Genomic DNA, 20,067 nt, shown 5'->3' on the forward strand with positions numbered 1-20,067 from the left:
ATAAATAAAATGAAGAGATCGGATTTTATTAAAGGTAGTCTTTTGGCCGCGGGGGCAGGACTAGCTGGACAGACTTTTGCGTCTACAACTCAAAATACAGCAAATACGATGGATAAAGGAAAGACATTCAATTTAAATTATGCTCCCCATCAGGGAATGTTCAAAAATCATGCAGGTGATAATTTCCTGGATGAAATTCGGTATATGTATGATTTGGGATTCCGTGGAATAGAAGATAATGGCTATTTGGGTAGAACATTGGACGAGCAGCAGAAGATCGGTGATTTATTGGCGAAGTTAGGCATGACCATGGGTGTATTTGTTGTGGATGGCGGACAAAACTGGATGCCTTCTTTAGCGACGGGTAAACAGGAGTATTTAGACAAGTTTGTCGAAACATGCAAGAAGTCTGTCGAAGCTACCAAGCGTTGTAACGCAAAATGGCTGACTGTGGTACCGGGCTTTTATGAAAGAAAACTGCCGTGGGGTAATCAGTTCAGCAATATCCTTACTGCGATGCGTAAAGGTGCGGAGATCTTTGAACCACATGGTTTGGTGATGGTGTTGGAAACCTTAAGTGATACACCAGATTTGTTTTTGCAGCAAACGCATGAGACCTATGCTTTATGTAAGGCCGTGAATAGTCCATCCTGTAAAATTTTGTATGATATTTATCATATGCAACGTACCGAAGGAGATTTAATTGCAAATATGAATCGTTGTTGGGATGAAATTGCGTATATTCAAATCGGCGATAATCCAGGTCGTAAAGAACCGACTACGGGCGAGATCAATTATAAAAACGTATTCAAACACATTCATAGTAAAGGATATAAGGGTATCATGGGGATGGAGCATGGTATTTCCAAGCCTGGTAAAGAGGGTGAGGATCGCTTGGTGGCGGCATATCGCGAGGTCGATAGCTTTTTGTAATATTTTAATAGTGTACTATTGACAATTAGATTTAATTTCTTAAATTGAGCAGGTAAAACCAATTAGTAGTATTGTAAAACACCATTTTTTTTTATGATTTCATCAACAATAAAATTTAAACTATCCTTTATGATGTTCCTCGAATTTTTTATTTGGGGGGGATGGTTTGTCACATTAGGTACTTTCTTGAGCAAAAATCTACATGCAACGGATTTTGAAATGGCCAATGTATTTTCAACACAATCATTGGGAGCGATTATCGCGCCTTTTATTGTCGGAATGATTGCAGACCGTTATTTTAATGCGGAGCGTATTTTGGGTGTTTTACACTTGGTTGGCGCAGTATTAATGTACCAAATGTATGGTGCTGCAGATATGTCTACTTTTTATCCATATGTATTGGCTTATATGGTGCTTTATATGCCAACATTGGCCTTGGCGAGTTCAGTTTCGTTTCGCCAATTGACCAATCCGGAAAAACAATTTTCAGGTATACGTATTTGGGGAACAATTGGTTGGATTGTAGCAGGTTTAGCAATCAGTTATATCTTTAGATGGGATGCTGCTGCATCAGAGGGAGCTTTGAAAAATACCTTCTTAATGTCAGGTGTAGCTTCATTGGTACTAGGGGTATTTTCCTTCGCCTTACCTAAAACGCCGCCGGTCAAATTGGATGAAAACGAAAAACCGTCCTTTGCATCAATTATTGGTCTGGATGCGATCAAATTGTTGAAAGACAAAAACTTCTTGATCTTTTTCGTTTCTTCGGTATTGATCTGTATTCCATTGGCATTTTATTATTCAAATGCAAACTTGTTCCTGACCGAAATAGGATTGGAAAATCCAACAGGTAAGATGACAATCGGTCAAGCATCTGAGGTATTGTTTTTATTGGCCTTGCCAGTTTTCTTTACAAAATTTGGCTTCAAGAAAACAATTTTGGTCGGTATGTTGGCCTGGGTAATCCGTTACCTGTTATTTGCTTATGGCAATGCAGGGGAATTATCGTTCATGTTATTGATCGGTATTGCATTGCACGGTATCTGTTATGACTTTTTCTTTGTTTCGGGACAAATTTATACAGACAGCAAAGCGGGGGTTAAATACAAATCGGCAGCACAGGGTTTGATTACCTTGGCAACCTATGGTGTTGGACAGTTGATCGGATTCTGGGTAGCAAGTTATGTTGGAGATAAGTACAAAGAATTGAAAGCAACTGATATGGCGGCATTCTGGAATCATACCTGGGTTGTACCTGCAATTATCGCAGCTGTTGTATTTTTTATCTTTTTAGCTTTATTTAAGGACGAAAAGATCGACAGTACAAATGCTGCACAATAAACAGAAAAAATAACTATTTAAAAACAAATAATTAGAAGAGAGATGGCAACAAATACTTATGACGCAATTGTAATCGGTTCGGGGATAAGTGGTGGATGGGCTGCGAAAGAATTGACAGAGAAAGGGCTGAAAACAATTATGCTGGAGCGTGGTCGTAACATTGAACACATTAAGGATTACACTGCGCCAAATAAAAATCCATGGGAATGGCCTCATGCTGGCGGTCGTACACAAAAAATGATCGAAGAATATCCGGTTTTGCGTAGAGATTATCCGTTGAATGAGAAGAACCTGGATTTTTGGGTAAATGAAAAGGAGAGTCCATATACAGAGGTAAAACGTTTTGACTGGTACCGTGGGTATCATGTTGGTGGACGTTCTTTAATGTGGGGGAGACAATCTTATCGTTTGGGCGATTTGGATTTTGAAGCTAACTTAAAAGATGGCCACGGTGTGGATTGGCCGATTCGTTATAAGGATATTGCCCCTTGGTATAGTTATGCTGAAAAATTTGCGGGTATCTCCGGAAATAGAGATGGTGTACCATCTTTGCCAGATGGAGATTACATGCCGGCAATGGCGATGAACATTGTTGAAAAAGACCTGGCTGAGCGTTTGAAAAAGCAATATGGTGGTCAACGTCATTTCATCATGGGTAGAACAGCCAACATTACTGTTCCGCATCATGATCGTGTAAATTGTCAATATCAAAATCAATGTTGGTTGGGTTGTAATTTTGGTGCTTATTTCAGTACGCAATCGGCAACTCTTCCTGCAGCACGTAAAACAAACAATCTAACTTTACGTCCTTTTTCTATCGTAACAAAGATTATCTACGATAAAAACACGAAAAAGGCAAAAGGTGTTGAAATTGTTGATGCTGAAACAAACCAAACGTATGAGTTTTTCGCTAAAGTAATTTTTGTTTGTGCATCTGCATTGAACTCGACTTGGGTGTTAATGAACTCAGCTACAGATGTTTGGGAAGGCGGTCTGGGTAGCAGTAGCGGTGAATTGGGCCACAATTTGATGGATCACCATTTCCGTTGTGGTGCCGGAGGTAAAATAGATGGATATTTGGATAGCTATGTATATGGTCGTAGACCAACAGGCTTGTATGTGCCACGTTTTGTAAATGTAGAAGGTGATACCAAAAAACGTGACTATGTACGTGGATTTGGTTACCAGGGTGCTGCAGGTCGTGGACGTTGGTCTGGTGCTGTTGCCGAGATGGAAGTTGGTGGTGCATGGAAAGATGCGATCTGTGAGCCAGGTGACTGGACTGTTGGTTTTACTGCTTTCGGAGAAACCTTGCCATATCACGAAAATAAAATTACACTTGACAAGAGCAAAAAAGATAAATGGGGCTTACCTGTATTATCATTTGACGCTGAGATCAAGGATAATGAATTGAAGATGCGTGGCGACATGCAAAATGAAATGAAGGAGATGTTGGAAAGCATTGGCGTAAAAGATACCTATACGTACGATAACGTATATGGTTTGGGCCAAGGTATCCACGAAATGGGAACTGCCCGTATGGGACGTGATCCAAAAACTTCGGTATTAAATGGTAACAACCAAGTTTGGGATGCATTGAATGTTTTCGTAACAGACGGTGCTTGTATGACTTCTGCAGGTTGTGTCAACCCTTCATTGACATATATGGCACTTACTGCTCGTGCGGTTGATTTCGCAGTGAGCGAATTGAAAAAAGGTAACATCTAATAGCTAAAGATTGATAACAATGGAAAATAACTCAAATAAGACGAGTAGAAGAGGTTTTATAAAGAGCGCGGCAACAGCTGCTGCGGCTTTTATGATCGTCCCTCGCCATGTATTGGGCGGAAATGGCTTTACAGCTCCAAGTGACAAATTACAAGTAGCAGGTATTGGTGTAGGAGGTAAAGGTTTTAGTGACATCAATGCATTCCATGATTCAGGAAAAGCAGATCTTGCTTTCTTGTGTGATGTGGACGACCGTCGTGCAGCTGGTGCGTTGAAACGTTACCCGAAAGCAAAGTATTACAAAGACTACCGTGAGATGTTGGATAAGGAGCACAAACGTATAGAAGCCGTTTCTGTATCAACTCCAGATCATCAACATGCGATTCAGGCACTTGCAGCTATGCAATTGGGTAAACACGTGTACGTTCAAAAACCGTTGACTCACGATGTATGGGAAGCGAGAGCGTTGACGCATGCAGCTAAAAAATATAAAGTGGTTACCCAGATGGGAAATCAAGGTGCATCGAATGATGGACCACGTTTTGTGCGTGAATGGTACGAAGCAGGTCTGATCGGTGATGTACATACGGTATATTGTTGGACAGATCGTCCGGTATGGCCTTCAGGTATTGCATGGCCTACAGGCAAGGCCGAAGTTCCAAAAGAATTGGATTGGGACCTTTGGTTAGGTACAGCGCCTTATAAAGAGTATGTGGATAAATTGGTACCTTTCAACTGGCGCGGCTGGTGGGATTATGGTACTGGCGCATTGGGCGATATGGGCTGTCACTTGTTGGAAGTTCCTTTCAGTACCTTGGGATTGACTTATGTACAGGATGTACAGGCAACTGTAGGATCGGTGTATGTGGATGAATTCAAACGTGGATATTTCCCTGAAAGCTGTCCTCCATCGAGCCATGCTACATTAACATTCCCTAAAACACCACGTACCAATGGTCCGGTGACTTTACATTGGATGGATGGTGGTATTCAGCCTGCTCGCCCGGATGAATTAGGTCCAAACGAAATTTTTGGTGATGGTGGTAACGGTATCTTACTTGTAGGTACAAAAGGTAAAATCCTTGCGGATACCTACGGCCAGAATGCACGCTTGTTGCCGACTTCAAGAAAAGAGCAGGTGGCACAGAAATATGCCCGTGTACCAGGACAAGAAGGTGGACACTACGCACAATGGGTTGAAGCTTGTCAGGCTGGATACGGCAAGAAAGAAGTAAGTTCACCTTTTGAAATAGCAGGTCCGTTGACAGAAGCTTTATTGATGGCTAACCTTGCAATCAGAGGTGCTGATTTACGTATTGATGGTAAATACCCTGGACGTAACCTGAAATTGTTGTGGGATAACGATAACATGCGTGTCACCAACTTTGACAACGTCAATCAATATGTAAAACGTAATTACAGACAAGGTTGGGAAATGAAATATAATTTCTAAAATTAAGATATTTAGTAGTATGAATAGAAGAGAAGCATTACAACGAGTTGCCTTAATTTTAGGAGGTACCGTTATCGGCGCTAATTTATTTTTGGAAGGTTGTACACGCTCAGCAACCAAAGATGTGCAAGCATTATTTGAAGCGAAGACAACTGATTTATTAGGTGACTTGGCTGAAGCAATCTTACCAGCTACCGCAACTCCGGGTGCGAAAGAAGCAGGGGTAGGAAGTTTTATTCCGGTCATGGTTCGCGATTGTTATACGGAGAAGCAACAAAAGGCATTTTTAACTGGTTTTGCGAGCTTAGATGATAAGGCAAAAGAGGTGAAAGGAAAACCATTCCTGGAGCTTTCTGCGGAAGACAGAACGGCTGTTGCAGCTGCTTTGGATAAAGAAGCAAACGAGTTTAATAAAAAGCAAGCTGAAGATCAAAAGGATATTCTGGAGAAGAATAAAGAAAAACAAAATCAATTGTACAATTATGTTGAGAACGATCCACCACATTGGTTTACGATGTTCAAACAATTGACATTGACCGGTTTCTTTAACTCGGAGCTGGGTTGTACAAAAGCATTGCGTTTTGTGAAGATACCGGGAAAATTTGATGGTAACCTTCCTTACAAAAAAGGCGATAAAGCATTTGCATAAACGATGCGCTATGTAAGATAAAAAGGGAGGCCCGTAGCCTCCCTTTTTTTATTGTTTCGCGTTCTTATCTTGTTTTCCCTTTTTATTTTGTTTCTATGGCCAGCGCAAAATGAATGCGCTGCTGTTTGGTCACTGTCATAAAGTAACCCTGATCTGTCGCATCACCATTAATCTCTACAGTATCATTATAGCGTAATTCGCGCAGGTAATTCATCTCTAATGATTTGATTTGATTGGTCAATACAAGCTCAATGGGCAACCTGTCCATACACCAGTCCAGGTATTTTACATTGTTGGCGTGATTGACAATATCCAGATCCGAGAGCTTAACACAATATTCATCAAGATTTTTGACTGTCTGGGAAATATCCAATTTTGAAAATGGCCGTTGTGTTGCGGGACGATCCGGATAGGTGGTAAAATTTTCGGTGGAAATCGCGAGTGTTTCAGAGCTCCGCTTCACGGTATTGATGACAGCCCAATAACTGGTTGCCGTAACATAGATCTGTCCATTGACGGTAATTTCGAAATTCCGTGTTGAGCGTGCGCCCTCTAATTCCTGTATCCAAGTTTTAACCTTGACGATGTCCATCCATTTGGGCAATCGTGCAATCTCTATACGTATGCGGCTAAGTACCCAAGTTTGGTTATGTTTGGCCATTTCTTTAAAACCGAATCCCACAGCATTGGCGTGTTCTCCCGCGGTAAGCTGCAGAATATTGGATAAATCGGAGAAACGAATACGGCCATTAGAATAGCATTGCGTGAAATAAATTTCCCACTCTTTTTCAAAAACAGATTTTTCCATTTACATATTGTTTTGATCAAAAATAGGTAATATGAATGATTTGGGCTATAAATTCAAAATGAAATGACACTATATTTAGATATCTCGTTATAAATGCCTTTTGGGCCTGCCGGTGACCCTCAAAGGGGAGTAGTGTGTCCAAAGTACAATCGTTTTTTTATTGTAAAATAAATGATAGTTTTCAAGGATTTAATTGATTTTTATCATGGGAATCGGTAGATTTAAATAAGCCAATGGCAGAAAGAGATAAAATAAGATTGGCTTTAAAGCGTTATAAGAGTAGCATAGCGCAAAACAATAATTTACACATTAAATGCTAGTATTATGGTTGGAGAACTAATAGCTAAAGAGGAAATTCCTCAATTTAAATTTATCCCGGCGAGTGAAGATAAGACAGCGACTTTTATGGATAAATTGAAAGGGGCACTTCGGTTGGGAAATGAGTTTAAATCCAAAACTGAAATCGCCTTTGAGACTGATTCCGGACCAAAGCGTATCGAGACCACCGTATGGTCGTTAACCGATAGATATATTCAGATAAAAAGTGGCGTGTTAATACCACTGAAATCTATTATAGCAATAGACTATTAAATAGACAAACGAAAGGCTCCTCATTTAGTTAAGGAGCCTTTCGCTTTTTAAGAATAGATGCTGCTGAAAAGCGCTTCAAAATCCTGTCCCTTCATGAAGAGGACCTCATGCTGAAAGAAATTTCTAGTATGTTTCGCCTGTCAATTCTTTTAGTCTTATTTCGGATACCTTTGCATCATATTGTGCTGTATAGCTCCGAGTCATTACATTGATGTAGTTTAACTGTGCTGTTCTTACTTCCAAAGTTGTGATGGTACCGATACGGAATTTATCCATGGTGATGTTTAAATTTTCTTTTGCCAGCTCCTCGTTTTTCCGTTCTACATGAGCCAGTTCCATATTGGTGATGTAGGTTTGGAACAGCGTTCTGACCTGTGCCTGAATATCTTGTTTTTGTTGTTGTATCTGCAGCTCAGAACTTTTAATCTGAAATTTAGCAATCCGTTCGTTTCTATTTTGAAGAAATCCATTGAAAATATTAAGGGAAGCCGATACACCGTAGGTAAGACCTCTATTTTTATTTTCTGTCGAGAAACCGAGGGAGGAGTGGGATTCGTTCCAGTTGTAACCACTGTTTAATCCAATTTTGGGATAACGTTCGGCCTTAACTGCTTTTAAGTTGAGTTCGGCCACCCGATTGTTGATGATGGCGAGCTGGATTTGTGGATTTTGGCGATCGGCAATTTCGATCAGATTACCAAGTTTAAGATCCGTATCAAGTTTCATTTCATCTTCAACCTGAAAATCCAGGCTCAAGTCGCGTGTCATCAGCTGATTGAGGTAAGTCTTGGTATTTTTGAAGCTTTCCTGCTGTCTGAGTAAGTTTGTCTGATCGGTATTTAAATCGACTTTCGCATTCAGGAGATCAAGCTTGGAGCCTTTTCCGATCTCCAGGCGATTTTCGGCCAGCGTGACGCGGTATCTCGATAAGGTAATGGTGGTATCCAGTGCGTTTATCAGGCGCTTTTGCTGCACCAGATTGTAATAGGTTGCCATGACTTCGCTGAGCTGGGTGATCACTTGATATTTGATCTCCGCTTCCCCTTGTCGTTGTATTTCTTTGAAGCGATCGCGACGGGCAAACATACCCAATCCATCGAATATCGTCCAGTTTAGGTTAACTCCATAAGACATGTTGTCGTTTTTTGCATTGGAGATCTGCTGTATTTGACCATCTGCTCTGACCTGTCTGGAATTCTGGATGGAGTTGCTTCTGTTGAACGTTCCAGTTACTGCTGGAAGCATACCGGCGCTTCCTAAACTAGTATTCTCCATATCAATGTTATTGTCATTTTTAGCCAGGAGAATATTGAAGTTATTGTTCAACGTGGTTTTCAGTGCATCTTCCAAAGTCAGTACTTCTTGCGCTCGAGCTTGAAACATGATGGAGTAAAGTAATACTAATAGGATGAAATTTCTCTTCATGTCTTTATTATTCGTAGCTTTTAATGTTATCAAATTCAGGTCTATGCTTTTTTTGTCTTGACCACATGTAATAGATCGCCGGGATAATGAATAAGGTTAGGATAAGGGAGAATATTGTACCGCCAACGATAACAACCCCCATACCAATTCTGCTGGTCGAAGCAGCTCCAAGAGACATGGCGATCGGTAATGCACCCAAGGCGATGGCTAAACTTGTCATTAGGATCGGTCTGAGGCGTGATTCGGCAGAGTGCATAATTGCCTCAAATTTTTCCATCCCTTCTTCACGCATTTGGTTGGCAAACTCAACAATCAGGATACCATTTTTGGTTACTAGACCGATAAGCATAATCGTTCCAATTTGGCTGAAGATATTCCAGGTTTGATCAAATAGCCATAGACTTATTAGTGCACCGGCAACGGCCATAGGCACCGTAAGGATAATGATAAATGGGTCGAGGAAGCTCTCAAATTGGGCTGCCAAGATCAGGTAAATAAGCAATAAAGCAAGACCAAAAGCAAATAAGGTATTGGAGCTACTTTCAACGAAGTCACGTGATTCACCACTAAGGTCGGTGGTGAAGCTCTGGTCGAGTACCTTTTCTTTTATGCGATCCATTGCTGCAATTCCGTCGCTCATGCTCATGCCTGGCGCCAAGCCAGCTGAAACTGTAGCCGACATGTACCGGTTATTGTGGTAGAGTTGGGGTGGGCTGCTTTCTTCCCTGACGCTTACGACGTTATCTAACTGGATAAGCTGACCGATGTTATTACGTACATAAATTGAAGCAAGGTCTGTCGGCGTAGCTCTACGGTCGTTTTCAACTTGGCCTATGACCTGATATTGTTTGCCATCACGCATAAAATAGGCGAAACGTTGACCGCTTAACAACAATTGGAGGGACTGTGAAACGTCAAGTACGGAAACACCCAGACTAAGTGCTTTCAGACGATCAATTTCGACATGCAGTTCGGGTTTGTTGAACTTCAGGTTGATATCCGTTGTCGAGAATGCTGGATCGCTGTTGACCTCATTCATAAATTCGGGAATCTTTTCCTGAAGTTTTTCAAAATTCTGTGCTTGGATAATGTACTGAACAGGTAGTCCACCTCTTCGATTCATGGATATCGTTGGCGTTTGCGAAACATTGACGCGTACGGCATCGTATTGTTTTGTCCATTTAGTGAGCTCCTTGGCAATATCGTCCTGTGATTTTTTGCGCTCACCAGGATCAACCAAAGTCATCCGTATACGCCCGGAGTTGACTGAGCTCGCGCCGAAACCCGGAGAGGTAATGTTTAAACTGATTTTGTTTTCAGGAATGGAGTCGTAGACCAATTTGTCCAATTCCTGCATGTAGCGATCCATGTATTCATAGGTGGCACCTTCAGGGCCTGTTACATTGACGGAGATGTTACTTCTGTCATCGTAAGGCGCTGTTTCCTTTTTAATGGAGGAGAAAAGGATACCAATAATGATAAAACATAGGATCAGAATTGGAAAGCTTATCCATTTGAATTTCATGAATTTTTCCAGAGCCTTGGCATAACCTTTATTCATTTTGACAAACATGGGTTCTGTCCAATCGTAAAACTTCGTCTTTTTGTGGCCACCACCTTTGATCAGATAAGCGTTGAGCATCGGTGTAAGGGTGAGGGAAACAAATGCCGAAACCAATACAGCCGAGGCGATGACGACACCAAATTCCCGGAACAGCCTTCCCACAAAGCCCTGAAGAAATATAACCGGTAAAAATACCGCTGCAAGTGTAATTGAAATGGAAATAACAGCGAAGAATATTTCCTTAGACCCTTTTAGCGCGGCTTCAATTGGAGACATTCCTTCTTCAACTTTCTTGAAGATATTTTCGGTAACAACGATACCGTCGTCGACGACAAGCCCCGTCGCGAGTACGATAGCGAGTAGCGTCAGTACATTGATGGAAAAACCAAAAATATACATAATAAAGAATGTCGCAATCAAGGATACCGGAATATCCAATAAAGGACGTAACGCTATGCCCCAGTCGCGAAAGAAAAAATAAATAATTAGGGTGACCAGTATGATCGAAATCAGGAGTGTCTCGGCGACTTCTTCAACTGATTTTTTGATGAAAGTCGTATTATCAGAAGCGATGTTGAGTATAATATCCTGCGGCAGATCTTCTTTGATCTGATCGAGCATTTTATAAAAATTGTTGGCAATATCGAGGTAATTTGTACCCGGTTGCGGAATAATGGCAATACCGACCAGCTGTTTACCATTACTAACCATTTTTGTTTCGAGATTCTCAGCGTCTATTTCGGCTCGACCAATATCGGTAAACTTGACGATACGGCTGCTGTCGGCTTTTAGAATGATGTTGTTGAATTGCTCGGGGGTAGACAGATTGCCTATAGTTTTTACGGTGAGCTCGGTTGTGTTTCCGACAATTTTTCCCGAAGGTAATTCAACATTCTGATTATTTAATGCCGTACGAATATCTGAAGCAGTGATGCCATAGGCAGCCATACGGTCGGGATTGAGCCATAGCCGCATGGCGTAACGTTTTTGGCCATAGATCTGTGTGCTGCTGACGCCGGGGATGGTTTGTAACCTTTCAGAAATCACATTTTCGGCGTAGTCGCTCAGCGACAGTTTGTCGCGTGTCTCACTTTGCAATGTCAACGTAATAATGGGATCGGAATCCGCATCGGCTTTGGATACCACCGGTGGAGCATCAATATCCTGTGGTAGGCTTCGGACGGCTTGGGATACTTTATCCCGGACATCATTTGCGGCTTCCTCCAGGTTCTTTTTTAAATCAAACTCGATGGTAATATTGCTGGATCCCTGGTTACTCGAAGAAGAGATGTTACGAATACCATCGATCGAGTTTATGGCCTTCTCTAGTGGCTCGGTAATCTGAGATTCAATGATATCAGGATTGGCACCGGCATAATTTGTTCTGACAGAAACAATGGCGGGGTCAATGGAGGGGTATTCGCGTACGCCCAGAAAACTAAAACCAATATAGCCAAACAAGATGATGGTAATATTGACGACAATAGTTAAAACAGGACGTTTAATAAAAACTGCAGATAAATTCATGTACAACTAGTTAGCTAATGATACCTTAACTTTTGCTCCATCTTTTAAAGACAGAACGCCCGTGGTTAAAACGGTGTCGCCGGCACTGATGCCAGATAGAATAACGATGTCCTTGTCGGTACGTGCACCTGTTTCAACCTTCACTTCCTTGGCGAGGCCGTGCTGTAGTACAAAGACCTTCTTTCCGTCCTGTACGGGGACAATAGCTTCTGTAGGAATGGATATCGCATCGTTTTCCACTTCGATCGGCACGATAACATTGACAAAAGATCCGACTTTCAATTTGCCCTGATCGTTCGTTGCTCTGGCGCGGACAGTGAGTGTTCTGGTGTTAAGTGATACTTGTGGTTCAATAGCGTAAATGTTTGCTGTAATGATCGTTGGGTCATTGGCTACACTGAACTCAATGGGCATATTTATTTTAACTATATTGCTGTATTTTTCGGGCACTGCAAAAGTAACTTTGACAAGATTGTCCTTCACTAAATTTGTAATCAAGGTACTGGATGAGACAATGGCACCTACGGAAATGTTCCGAAGTCCAATCATGCCACTAAAAGGGGCACGGATGGTTGTTTTGGATATTTGTGCCTGAATCAACTGGATCTGTGCTAAGGAGGTTTTTAAGGCTGCACTGGCAATATCAAACTCTTCCTGACTGATTGCTCCTTTTTGCAACAGCAGTTTGGCCCGACGTTCATTTTCGGCATTCAGCTGATTTGTTGTTTGCGCTTGTCTTAATTGTGCCTGCAGCTCAATATCATCGATCTTGATCAAGGGCTCGCCCTGTTTGATGCGCTGTCCTTCAGAGAAATAGATTTTGGTGATTCGACCACTTACTTCACTTCTGATTTCAACCTGCTCTTCTGCGTCAATGCTTCCCGAGAGATTAATGGATCTATCGGCGACGGAAGATTTGGCAATGATAGCCTGTGCGGGGACGGGCATATCTTTTTTTCCATTGGGCTTATCAGCTTCTTTTTTATCTTTTTTAGCAGTTATCAGAAAGTATCCACCTCCAAACACAGCACAGGCCAAAAGGAGGTAAATGATCGATTTTTTATTCATACGATATAGTCTCTTATGTACTTTTTACATTTAACAGGTAAATATAGGTTTATTATTATGCCGATATCAGTTGTCAAAAGGATTTTACAATACCACGAAAACTTTGCAAATGGACAGCGAAATGGACGAGCGCGAATGGTTGGAAATAAAAAAAGCTAGAAATAACTTTCTAGCTTCCTGTTTACTATTTCTTTGATTTTGCTTTTGGTTGGACTTCTTTTGGAGCCTCTTGTTTTACTTCCGCCTTGATTGCAGTTTTCGATACATGTGGTCTTCTTTTTCCAAAAGAACCATTCGATATTTTTCCTCTTCTGGTCTTGATGTCACCTTTTCCCATAGTGTGAAATATTTTGGTTTTAACAAATTTTATTAATTACCTAAATATACCACATTCTTTTTAGATATTCAATTTGTTCATTTTTAAATGATTGGAAAAATACGTTTTTGAACAGTTATGGTGAAATTTTGGTTAATGGTGTCGAAAAATAAATTATTGACCGGCTTGTTTTCGGCGACCAAATAGGGGATCTCTACTATTTTGTTCTTTAACTTGAGACGGTAGTAGCCGTATAATAGACCTTTGGTCGTTTGAATTGATTCGATTTTCTGAACGGCTTCTATGTCCTTAAACATGTTAAAAGCATAATTTTCTCCTTTGAGCTGTTCAATAAAAACTTCATTGGTTTTGGCATTGTACCAGATTTGCTGGCTTTTGAGCTTACTAAAGTGGTTGTTGAACAGAAAAAGATAACCCAGCAGGAAAAAGGCAATCGGAAGCAGGAACAGGACAATTTTTATCTTCATGAACAGCAAGACGGTGATCAAAATGAGTACAACCCCCATCATGGCGTTGGAAACGCTCTTCTTTAGATTTGCCTGGATGACCGGAGATGAAGCTTCAATCAACTGAAAACCTGATTTTAAATTTCTGGACATATCCTCGGTAAACCCAAATAGATTGAATTTTTTGCGTATCACCAGATAAGCAATAAGAATAATAAGTCCAATGATCAAAAACCGCATATTTTTCTAATATTGTTCGTCTTCGTTCGGATACTGTACCGCTTTTACTTCGGCCACATAATGAGCTACTGCAGTTGTGATCTGTTCGTGCAAATTAGCGAAATGACGCATAAATTTTGGTTTGAAATCAGCATTCATACCCAGCATATCGTTAACCACAAGGACTTGTCCATCGCAATCCGGTCCAGCTCCAATACCAACTGTTGGAATCACCAATTTTTCGGTAACTGTTTTAGCTAATTTTGCAGGTATCTTTTCCAAAACAATGGCAAAACAGCCCGCCTCCTGTAAAGCGAGGGCATCGTCTATTAATTTAGCGGCTTCTTGTTCTTCTTTCGCCCGCACACCAAAATTTCCAAATTTATTGATGGATTGGGGAGTCAAGCCCAGGTGTCCACATACAGGGATGCCTCCGGCAATGATTTTTTTGATGTTTTCGATGATTTCAAGACCTCCTTCCAGTTTCAATGCGTGCGCACCTGATTCTTTCATCATGCGTACAGCGGCATTGTAAGCCTCATTGGCGGAGCCCTGATAAGATCCAAATGGCAAATCTGCCAATACCATGGCGCGTTGGGTACCTCTAGCAACGGCAGCGGCATGGTAGATCATATTATCTAGGGTGATAGGCAAGGTAGTTTCGTAGCCAGCGAATACGTTAGCAGCAGAATCTCCAATTAAAATAACGTCAACACCGGCTTGATCGACCATTTTGGCCATGGAGTAATCATAGCTTGTAAGCATAGAAATCTTTTCCTGACGTTCTTTCATGGCTTGCAGCATTGCTGTGCTTACTCGTTTCATTTCTTTGTTTACAGACATCTTAACTTATATTGTGTGTTCAAAAGTAAGCTTTTTATCATACATTGACCAATATTCTGCCTTGTGTTTTGTATTTTTGCAGAATGATACAAAATGAGACTCGTCTATTTAAATTCCCCAAATTTTCAGAATTAATCATCCATGAGGATGAAAATTTGATCGTTATCAATAAACCGCCGTTTGTCGCTTCGTTAGATGAACGTGAGGGAGGGGAGGTCAATATTCTTCGTTTGGCGAAGAAATATCATCCTGATGCACAGGTGTGCCACCGCCTGGATAAAGAGACCTCGGGTATTTTACTAATTGCAAAAAATCCAGAAACATACCGTACAATCTCCATTGCATTTGAAAAAAGAAAAGTGAATAAGATTTATCATGCGGTCATAGGAGGTACACATACTTTTCAGGACTTGCTTGTCGATTTACCCATCTTGAACCAGGGCAATAAAAACGTATCTATTGACCGTGCAAACGGTAAACCGGCCGAGACCATCTTCAATTCGATCAAATACTATAAGAATTATACTTTGGTGGAATGTAAACCTATTACAGGACGTATGCACCAAATCCGTATTCACCTCGCGACACAACATGCCGCTATCGTGGGGGATGACATGTATCGCGGTAAACCTGTGTATTTGTCCCAAATTAAGAAAAGGGGATATACATTGTCCAAAGATGAAGAGGAGCAGCCTATTATGAAACGTTTTGCGCTCCATTCAAAACAGGTTGAATTTGAGTTGAATGGAGTTAAGATGGCTTTTGAGGCACCTTATCCAAAGGATTTTGCGACCTTATTGAAGCTGTTGGATAAGTTCGATGCTTAATACCTGGATTGCCTAATGAGTCCAAAGACAAGAAACATCATCGGAAACGTTGTATTTGTACTGCTCATCGGTTTGTTGATCTGGCCAACAAGTAGAAGTTATTTTCAGCAATTTTTAATGAAACTGGGTTTTTTCAACCCTAAACTGGAGCTTGTTTCAGCTACTAAAGAATCCGACGGGCGGGCTCCAGAGACTTCATTCAATCATGTCTCCTTTGTCAATTCGCGGGGAGAAACAATCAAGGTGGCGGATCTGAAGGGAAAAGTGGTCTTTATTAATTTTTGGGCAACTTGGTGTGCTCCCTGTCGTGCCGAAATGCCTTCGATCAATGTACTCTATGAGCGGTATAAAGATGACCCAAATATGGTGTTTTTAATTGTGGAGATTGAAGGCGACAGGGCTAAGGCTGAGGCTTTCATGAAAGAACAGCAGTTGACCCTGCCAATTAGTTTTCCAAATAGCGATATTCCAAAAGAATGGCTCTCGGGGCCGATTCCATCAACGGTAATATTGGACAAAGCGGGTAAGATCGCGACACGGCATGAAGGTATGGCGGATTATTCAAGTCCGGATGTAGGCAAATTTATGCAAGATTTAATCAATAAATAATTTTTAAGATCTCTAAATATAGTATGACAAGAGCAGAACTTATTCATCAAATAAAAGCGAAACACTCATTTCTATGTGTCGGACTCGATACAGACCTCACCAAAATCCCGGAGCATCTTTTAGATGATGAGGATCCGATCTATAGCTTTAATAAGGCTATCATAGATGCAACAGCTGATTTATGTGTTGCCTATAAGCCTAATATTGCGTTTTATGAATGTTATGGCATTAAAGGCTGGCAGTCGCTTCAAAAAACCTGGGCTGCTTTACCGAAGGATTGTTTCAGTATTGCTGACGCAAAAAGGGGCGATATTGGTAATACGTCGGGACGTTATGCGATGGCATTTTTTGATGAAAAGACGTCTGGTCTTGGATTTGATAGTATTACTATCGCACCTTATATGGGGAAGGACTCGGTGACACCATTTTTGGATTTTAACGATAAATGGGCAATCGTACTTGCGTTGACATCGAATGAAGGTAGCCTGGACTTTCAAAATTTTGAAAACAAAGAAGGATTGCAATTGTTCGAACAGGTGATCGATAAAGTCAATACTTGGGGTACACCTGACAATTTGATGTATGTGGTTGGAGCAACACGTGGGGAGGGCTTTATTAAAATTAGAGAACATGCACCAGATCATTTTTTATTGGTTCCAGGAGTGGGGGCTCAAGGCGGCTCGCTTGAAGATTTTTGTAAATTTGGTATGAACAAAGATTGCGGGCTTTTAGTAAACAGCACAAGGGGAATTATCTATGCCTCAAAAGGACGTGATTTCGCTGAAAGGGCACGGGAGGAAGCGCTGATTCTACAGAAAGAAATGGAAGTAGAACTGTTAAAAGCAGGCATTATTTCCTGATTTGACATTTAATAATTCATTCGTAATACTTACCTTTGCAGCATGCCAGAAAAAATTATAATTCTAGACTTCGGGTCTCAATACACACAGTTAATCGCTAGACGTGTCAGAGAACTAAATGTGTATTGTGAGATACACCCGTTCAATAAATTGCCAGATTTTGACGATACCGTAAAAGGTGTTATCTTTTCGGGAAGTCCTTATTCTGTTAGACAAGAAGATGCACCGCAAATTGATTTTGTTGCTATTCAGGATCGTTTCCCACTTTTAGGAGTTTGTTACGGAGCGCAATACATTGCTCAAAAATCAGGAGGTGAAGTGTTGCCGTCTGAAATTCGTGAATATGGTCGTGCAAATCTGCAGTTTGTCAATAGCGAGAATGAATTATTGGCAGGAGTACCCATTCAATCGCAGGTATGGATGTCACATGGCGATACCATCAAAGAAGTTCCTGCAAATTTTGATATTATTGCAAGTACGGATAAAGTGCGCGTTGCAGCTTATCAAGTGAAAGGCACCCGTACCTATGGTATACAATTCCACCCGGAAGTAACACACAGTACAGATGGTGCTATCTTATTAAAAAACTTTGTTGTAAACATTTGTGGTTGTGCACAGGATTGGACACCAGACGCATTTGTTGAAACAACAGTATCCGCTTTGAAAGAACAATTGGGTGACGATCACGTTATCATGGCTTTGTCAGGGGGCGTAGATTCGACAGTAGCAGCGGTATTGTTGCACCAAGCAATTGGAAAAAATTTACATTGTATTTTCGTAGATCATGGTCTGCTTCGTAAAGATGAATACGAGCAGGTATTGGATTCTTACAAAAATATGGGGTTAAATATTAAAGGAATAAATGCCAAGGATTTATTTTATGGTAGATTAGCTGGGATCTCTGAACCAGAAGAGAAACGCAAAATCATTGGTAATTCATTTATTGATGTTTTTGATGAAGCTGCAAAAGAAATCCAAAAGGAATTACCTGAGGGAATTGAAGCGAAATGGTTGGGACAAGGCACAATTTACCCAGATATTATCGAGTCGGTTTCAGTGAAAGGACCTTCAGCAACAATCAAATCACACCATAACGTTGGTGGTTTACCTGATTTTATGAAATTGAAAGTCGTAGAACCACTTAAAACGTTGTTTAAAGATGAAGTAAGAAGAGTAGGAAAAGCTTTAGAAGTGGATCAGACAATTTTAGGCAGACATCCCTTCCCTGGACCAGGTTTGGCAATTCGTATTTTAGGTGATATTACGCCTGAGCGTGTACGTATTGTACAAGAGGCTGATGCGATCTTTATCAATAATCTGAAGGAAGCTGGCTGGTACGATAAAGTATGGCAAGCTGGTACAATTTTCTTGCCAGTGCGTTCTGTAGGCGTGATGGGTGACGAGCGTACTTACGAGCATGTTGTTAGCTTACGTGCAGTTGGTTCTCTTGATGGAATGACTGCGGATTGGATACATTTACCATATGACCTGTTGGCAAAAATTTCAAATGAAATTATCAACCATGTGAAAGGAATAAACAGAGTTGTATATGATATCAGTTCAAAACCGCCCGCTACAATTGAGTGGGAATAAAATATGGGTTGCGGCACTTGTAGCATTATGCCTTGCAAGCTGTACAACCAAAAAAAGCACAGTATTGCGTTCGCCTTCCTCTGGTCAAGGCGAACATCAAACTGCTGTGACTAAACCGGCCGTTGACAAAGAGACGACGATTGCCAAAGTGGGCGATGTGCAAAATGTCAATGGGCACGCCGTGAAGAATAATCGAATAGCACTACTATTGCCATTTGAGTTAAGTGGTATTGCCGGTACAATTACAAAAGAAGATGTGGAGCGTTCTTCCCTGGCACTTGATTTTTATCAGGGGTTTCAGTTGGGCCTTGACAAAATTGCCAAAGAGGGCGCTTTATTTGATTTACAAGTAATTGATTCTCGAGACAATGTTGCCTATAATGCGACCTTGGGGACAGCGGTCAATGTGAAGGATGCCGTACTTGTGGTGGGCCCGGTGTATCCACGTGAGATAAAAAGCTTTGGGCAAACATTTGCAAATAAGAATGTGCTGCAAGTTTCTCCCTTGGCGGCCACTATGGCTTCTGAATTTAGCTTACCTAATTTGGTTTCCATAACACCTTCTATTCGAACACATTCCGAGACATTGGCGAAATATGTTGCTGATCAATACTATACGGGTGATCAAATATTAGTATACGATGCCGGTGACGATGAAAGCAAACAGTTTCTAGTTAATTTTGTTAGCGAAATTTCAAAAGCCAATGCACAGGCAAAAGTGAAAACGGTTTATAATCTTGCTGAACTGGATAATAGTCTTGTCTTGACCGGTTCAAATCATATTGTAAGTGGTACAGCCAATAAGAATCTTGTTAAAGCTTTATTGGATAAGATGGACGAACGCTTTTTGAATCCAGGTAAGCAATTTAAGTTGTATGGACATCCAAACATGGCTAAGCTTTCGTATGAGAATTTCGAAAATATGGATTTTTATGGACTTACTATTACTTCTTCCAACTTGGTGAATGAGAGTGATAGTGATACCCGTAAATTTATTGGAAATTATAAATCGGCTTATAAAGTGGACCCGTCTGAATTTTCTTATAAAGGTTATGACGCGGCGTTGTATTTCGGTCGATTGATCCACAAATATGGCGTAGATTATGTTAGCCGAATGACGCAGGATAAGTTTTCGGGATTGAATAGCGATTACAAATTTGAATTTTATCCAAAATGGGGCTATGCCAATAGAGCTTTGGGTATAATGGTTTATCACAACAAAAAATTTGAAAGAAAATAATCTTTG

18 protein-coding genes are annotated in these 20,067 nt (G+C 40.9%); 11 read left to right on the top strand and 7 right to left on the bottom strand.

Going from position 1 to position 20,067, the window contains the following annotated elements; all coding sequences use genetic code 11:
* The first annotated feature begins 9 nt into the window (after positions 1-9).
* From B3E92_RS05170 to B3E92_RS05190, 5 genes are all read left to right on the top strand, one after another.
* On the top strand, positions 10-933 hold the full coding sequence (locus tag B3E92_RS05170; protein ID WP_286895665.1) for a hydroxypyruvate isomerase family protein: 924 nt from the start codon (positions 10-12) through the stop codon (positions 931-933).
* Positions 934-1,029: 96 nt separating this feature from the next.
* Complete coding sequence (locus tag B3E92_RS05175; protein ID WP_286895713.1) at positions 1,030-2,274, top strand: MFS transporter; 1,245 nt, start codon at positions 1,030-1,032, stop codon at positions 2,272-2,274.
* A 42-nt stretch (positions 2,275-2,316) separates the two neighbouring features.
* Positions 2,317-4,002, top strand: a complete 1,686-nt coding sequence (locus B3E92_RS05180; RefSeq protein WP_070561136.1) for a GMC oxidoreductase — start codon at positions 2,317-2,319, stop codon at positions 4,000-4,002.
* Between the two features lie 19 nt (positions 4,003-4,021).
* Complete coding sequence (locus B3E92_RS05185; RefSeq protein WP_070561135.1) at positions 4,022-5,455, top strand: Gfo/Idh/MocA family protein; 1,434 nt, start codon at positions 4,022-4,024, stop codon at positions 5,453-5,455.
* Positions 5,456-5,474: 19 nt separating this feature from the next.
* Positions 5,475-6,104, top strand: coding sequence for a gluconate 2-dehydrogenase subunit 3 family protein (locus B3E92_RS05190; protein ID WP_070561134.1), 630 nt, complete (start codon positions 5,475-5,477; stop codon positions 6,102-6,104).
* An 82-nt stretch (positions 6,105-6,186) separates the two neighbouring features.
* Here the strand turns inward: B3E92_RS05190 and B3E92_RS05195 are convergent, their stop codons facing one another.
* A complete protein-coding gene (locus tag B3E92_RS05195) occupies positions 6,187-6,912 on the bottom strand; it encodes an acyl-[acyl-carrier-protein] thioesterase (protein WP_070561133.1) in 726 nt (241 codons plus the stop codon).
* 324 nt (positions 6,913-7,236) lie between these two features.
* On the opposite strand from B3E92_RS05195, the gene B3E92_RS05200 reads away from it, so the two are divergent.
* A complete protein-coding gene (locus B3E92_RS05200) occupies positions 7,237-7,503 on the top strand; it encodes a hypothetical protein (protein WP_172462508.1) in 267 nt (88 codons plus the stop codon).
* 123 nt (positions 7,504-7,626) lie between these two features.
* On the opposite strand, the gene B3E92_RS05205 is transcribed toward B3E92_RS05200, so the two are convergent.
* The 6 genes from B3E92_RS05205 to panB all read right to left on the bottom strand — a co-directional run bounded on the left by B3E92_RS05205 (position 7,627) and on the right by panB (position 14,932).
* The gene (locus tag B3E92_RS05205) at positions 7,627-8,928 is read right to left on the bottom strand and encodes a TolC family protein (protein WP_286895666.1); all 1,302 of its coding nucleotides are present in this window, start codon (positions 8,926-8,928) and stop codon (positions 7,627-7,629) included.
* Between the two features lie 7 nt (positions 8,929-8,935).
* The gene (locus tag B3E92_RS05210; RefSeq protein WP_204991110.1) at positions 8,936-12,019 is read right to left on the bottom strand and encodes an efflux RND transporter permease subunit; all 3,084 of its coding nucleotides are present in this window, start codon (positions 12,017-12,019) and stop codon (positions 8,936-8,938) included.
* Between the two features lie 6 nt (positions 12,020-12,025).
* Positions 12,026-13,087, bottom strand: coding sequence for an efflux RND transporter periplasmic adaptor subunit (locus B3E92_RS05215; RefSeq protein ID WP_070561130.1), 1,062 nt, complete (start codon positions 13,085-13,087; stop codon positions 12,026-12,028).
* A 184-nt stretch (positions 13,088-13,271) separates the two neighbouring features.
* A complete protein-coding gene (locus B3E92_RS05220; RefSeq protein ID WP_070561129.1) occupies positions 13,272-13,424 on the bottom strand; it encodes a 30S ribosomal protein THX in 153 nt (50 codons plus the stop codon).
* An 83-nt stretch (positions 13,425-13,507) separates the two neighbouring features.
* A complete protein-coding gene (locus B3E92_RS05225) occupies positions 13,508-14,110 on the bottom strand; it encodes a hypothetical protein (RefSeq protein WP_070561128.1) in 603 nt (200 codons plus the stop codon).
* 6 nt (positions 14,111-14,116) lie between these two features.
* On the bottom strand, positions 14,117-14,932 hold the full coding sequence (gene panB / locus B3E92_RS05230) for a 3-methyl-2-oxobutanoate hydroxymethyltransferase (protein ID WP_286895667.1): 816 nt from the start codon (positions 14,930-14,932) through the stop codon (positions 14,117-14,119).
* An 83-nt stretch (positions 14,933-15,015) separates the two neighbouring features.
* Here panB and B3E92_RS05235 point away from each other — a divergent pair, with 83 nt between their 5' ends.
* Genes B3E92_RS05235 through B3E92_RS05255 form a run of 5 tightly spaced genes read left to right on the top strand, consistent with a single transcriptional unit; the run spans position 15,016 to position 20,061 of the window.
* Complete coding sequence (locus B3E92_RS05235; RefSeq protein ID WP_046672902.1) at positions 15,016-15,759, top strand: RluA family pseudouridine synthase; 744 nt, start codon at positions 15,016-15,018, stop codon at positions 15,757-15,759.
* A 15-nt stretch (positions 15,760-15,774) separates the two neighbouring features.
* Entirely contained in the window at positions 15,775-16,368 is a 594-nt protein-coding gene (locus B3E92_RS05240) for a TlpA family protein disulfide reductase (RefSeq protein WP_286895669.1), read from the top strand.
* A gap of 23 nt (positions 16,369-16,391) precedes the next feature.
* Positions 16,392-17,228 carry an orotidine-5'-phosphate decarboxylase gene (pyrF, locus tag B3E92_RS05245; RefSeq protein ID WP_286895671.1) on the top strand — a complete coding sequence of 279 codons (837 nt, stop codon included), beginning with the start codon at positions 16,392-16,394 and terminating at the stop codon, positions 17,226-17,228.
* Positions 17,229-17,270: 42 nt separating this feature from the next.
* Positions 17,271-18,821 carry a glutamine-hydrolyzing GMP synthase gene (gene guaA / locus B3E92_RS05250; RefSeq protein ID WP_286895672.1) on the top strand — a complete coding sequence of 517 codons (1,551 nt, stop codon included), beginning with the start codon at positions 17,271-17,273 and terminating at the stop codon, positions 18,819-18,821.
* Positions 18,778-20,061, top strand: a complete 1,284-nt coding sequence (locus B3E92_RS05255; protein ID WP_286895674.1) for an ABC transporter substrate-binding protein — start codon at positions 18,778-18,780, stop codon at positions 20,059-20,061. Before guaA ends, B3E92_RS05255 begins: the two co-directional genes overlap by 44 nt.
* The last annotated feature ends 6 nt before the right edge of the window (positions 20,062-20,067 follow it).

It is taken from the genome of Sphingobacterium sp. UBA6317, from assembly GCF_002440385.1.
In the GTDB taxonomy this organism is placed as follows: Bacteria; Bacteroidota; Bacteroidia; order Sphingobacteriales; family Sphingobacteriaceae; genus Sphingobacterium; species Sphingobacterium multivorum.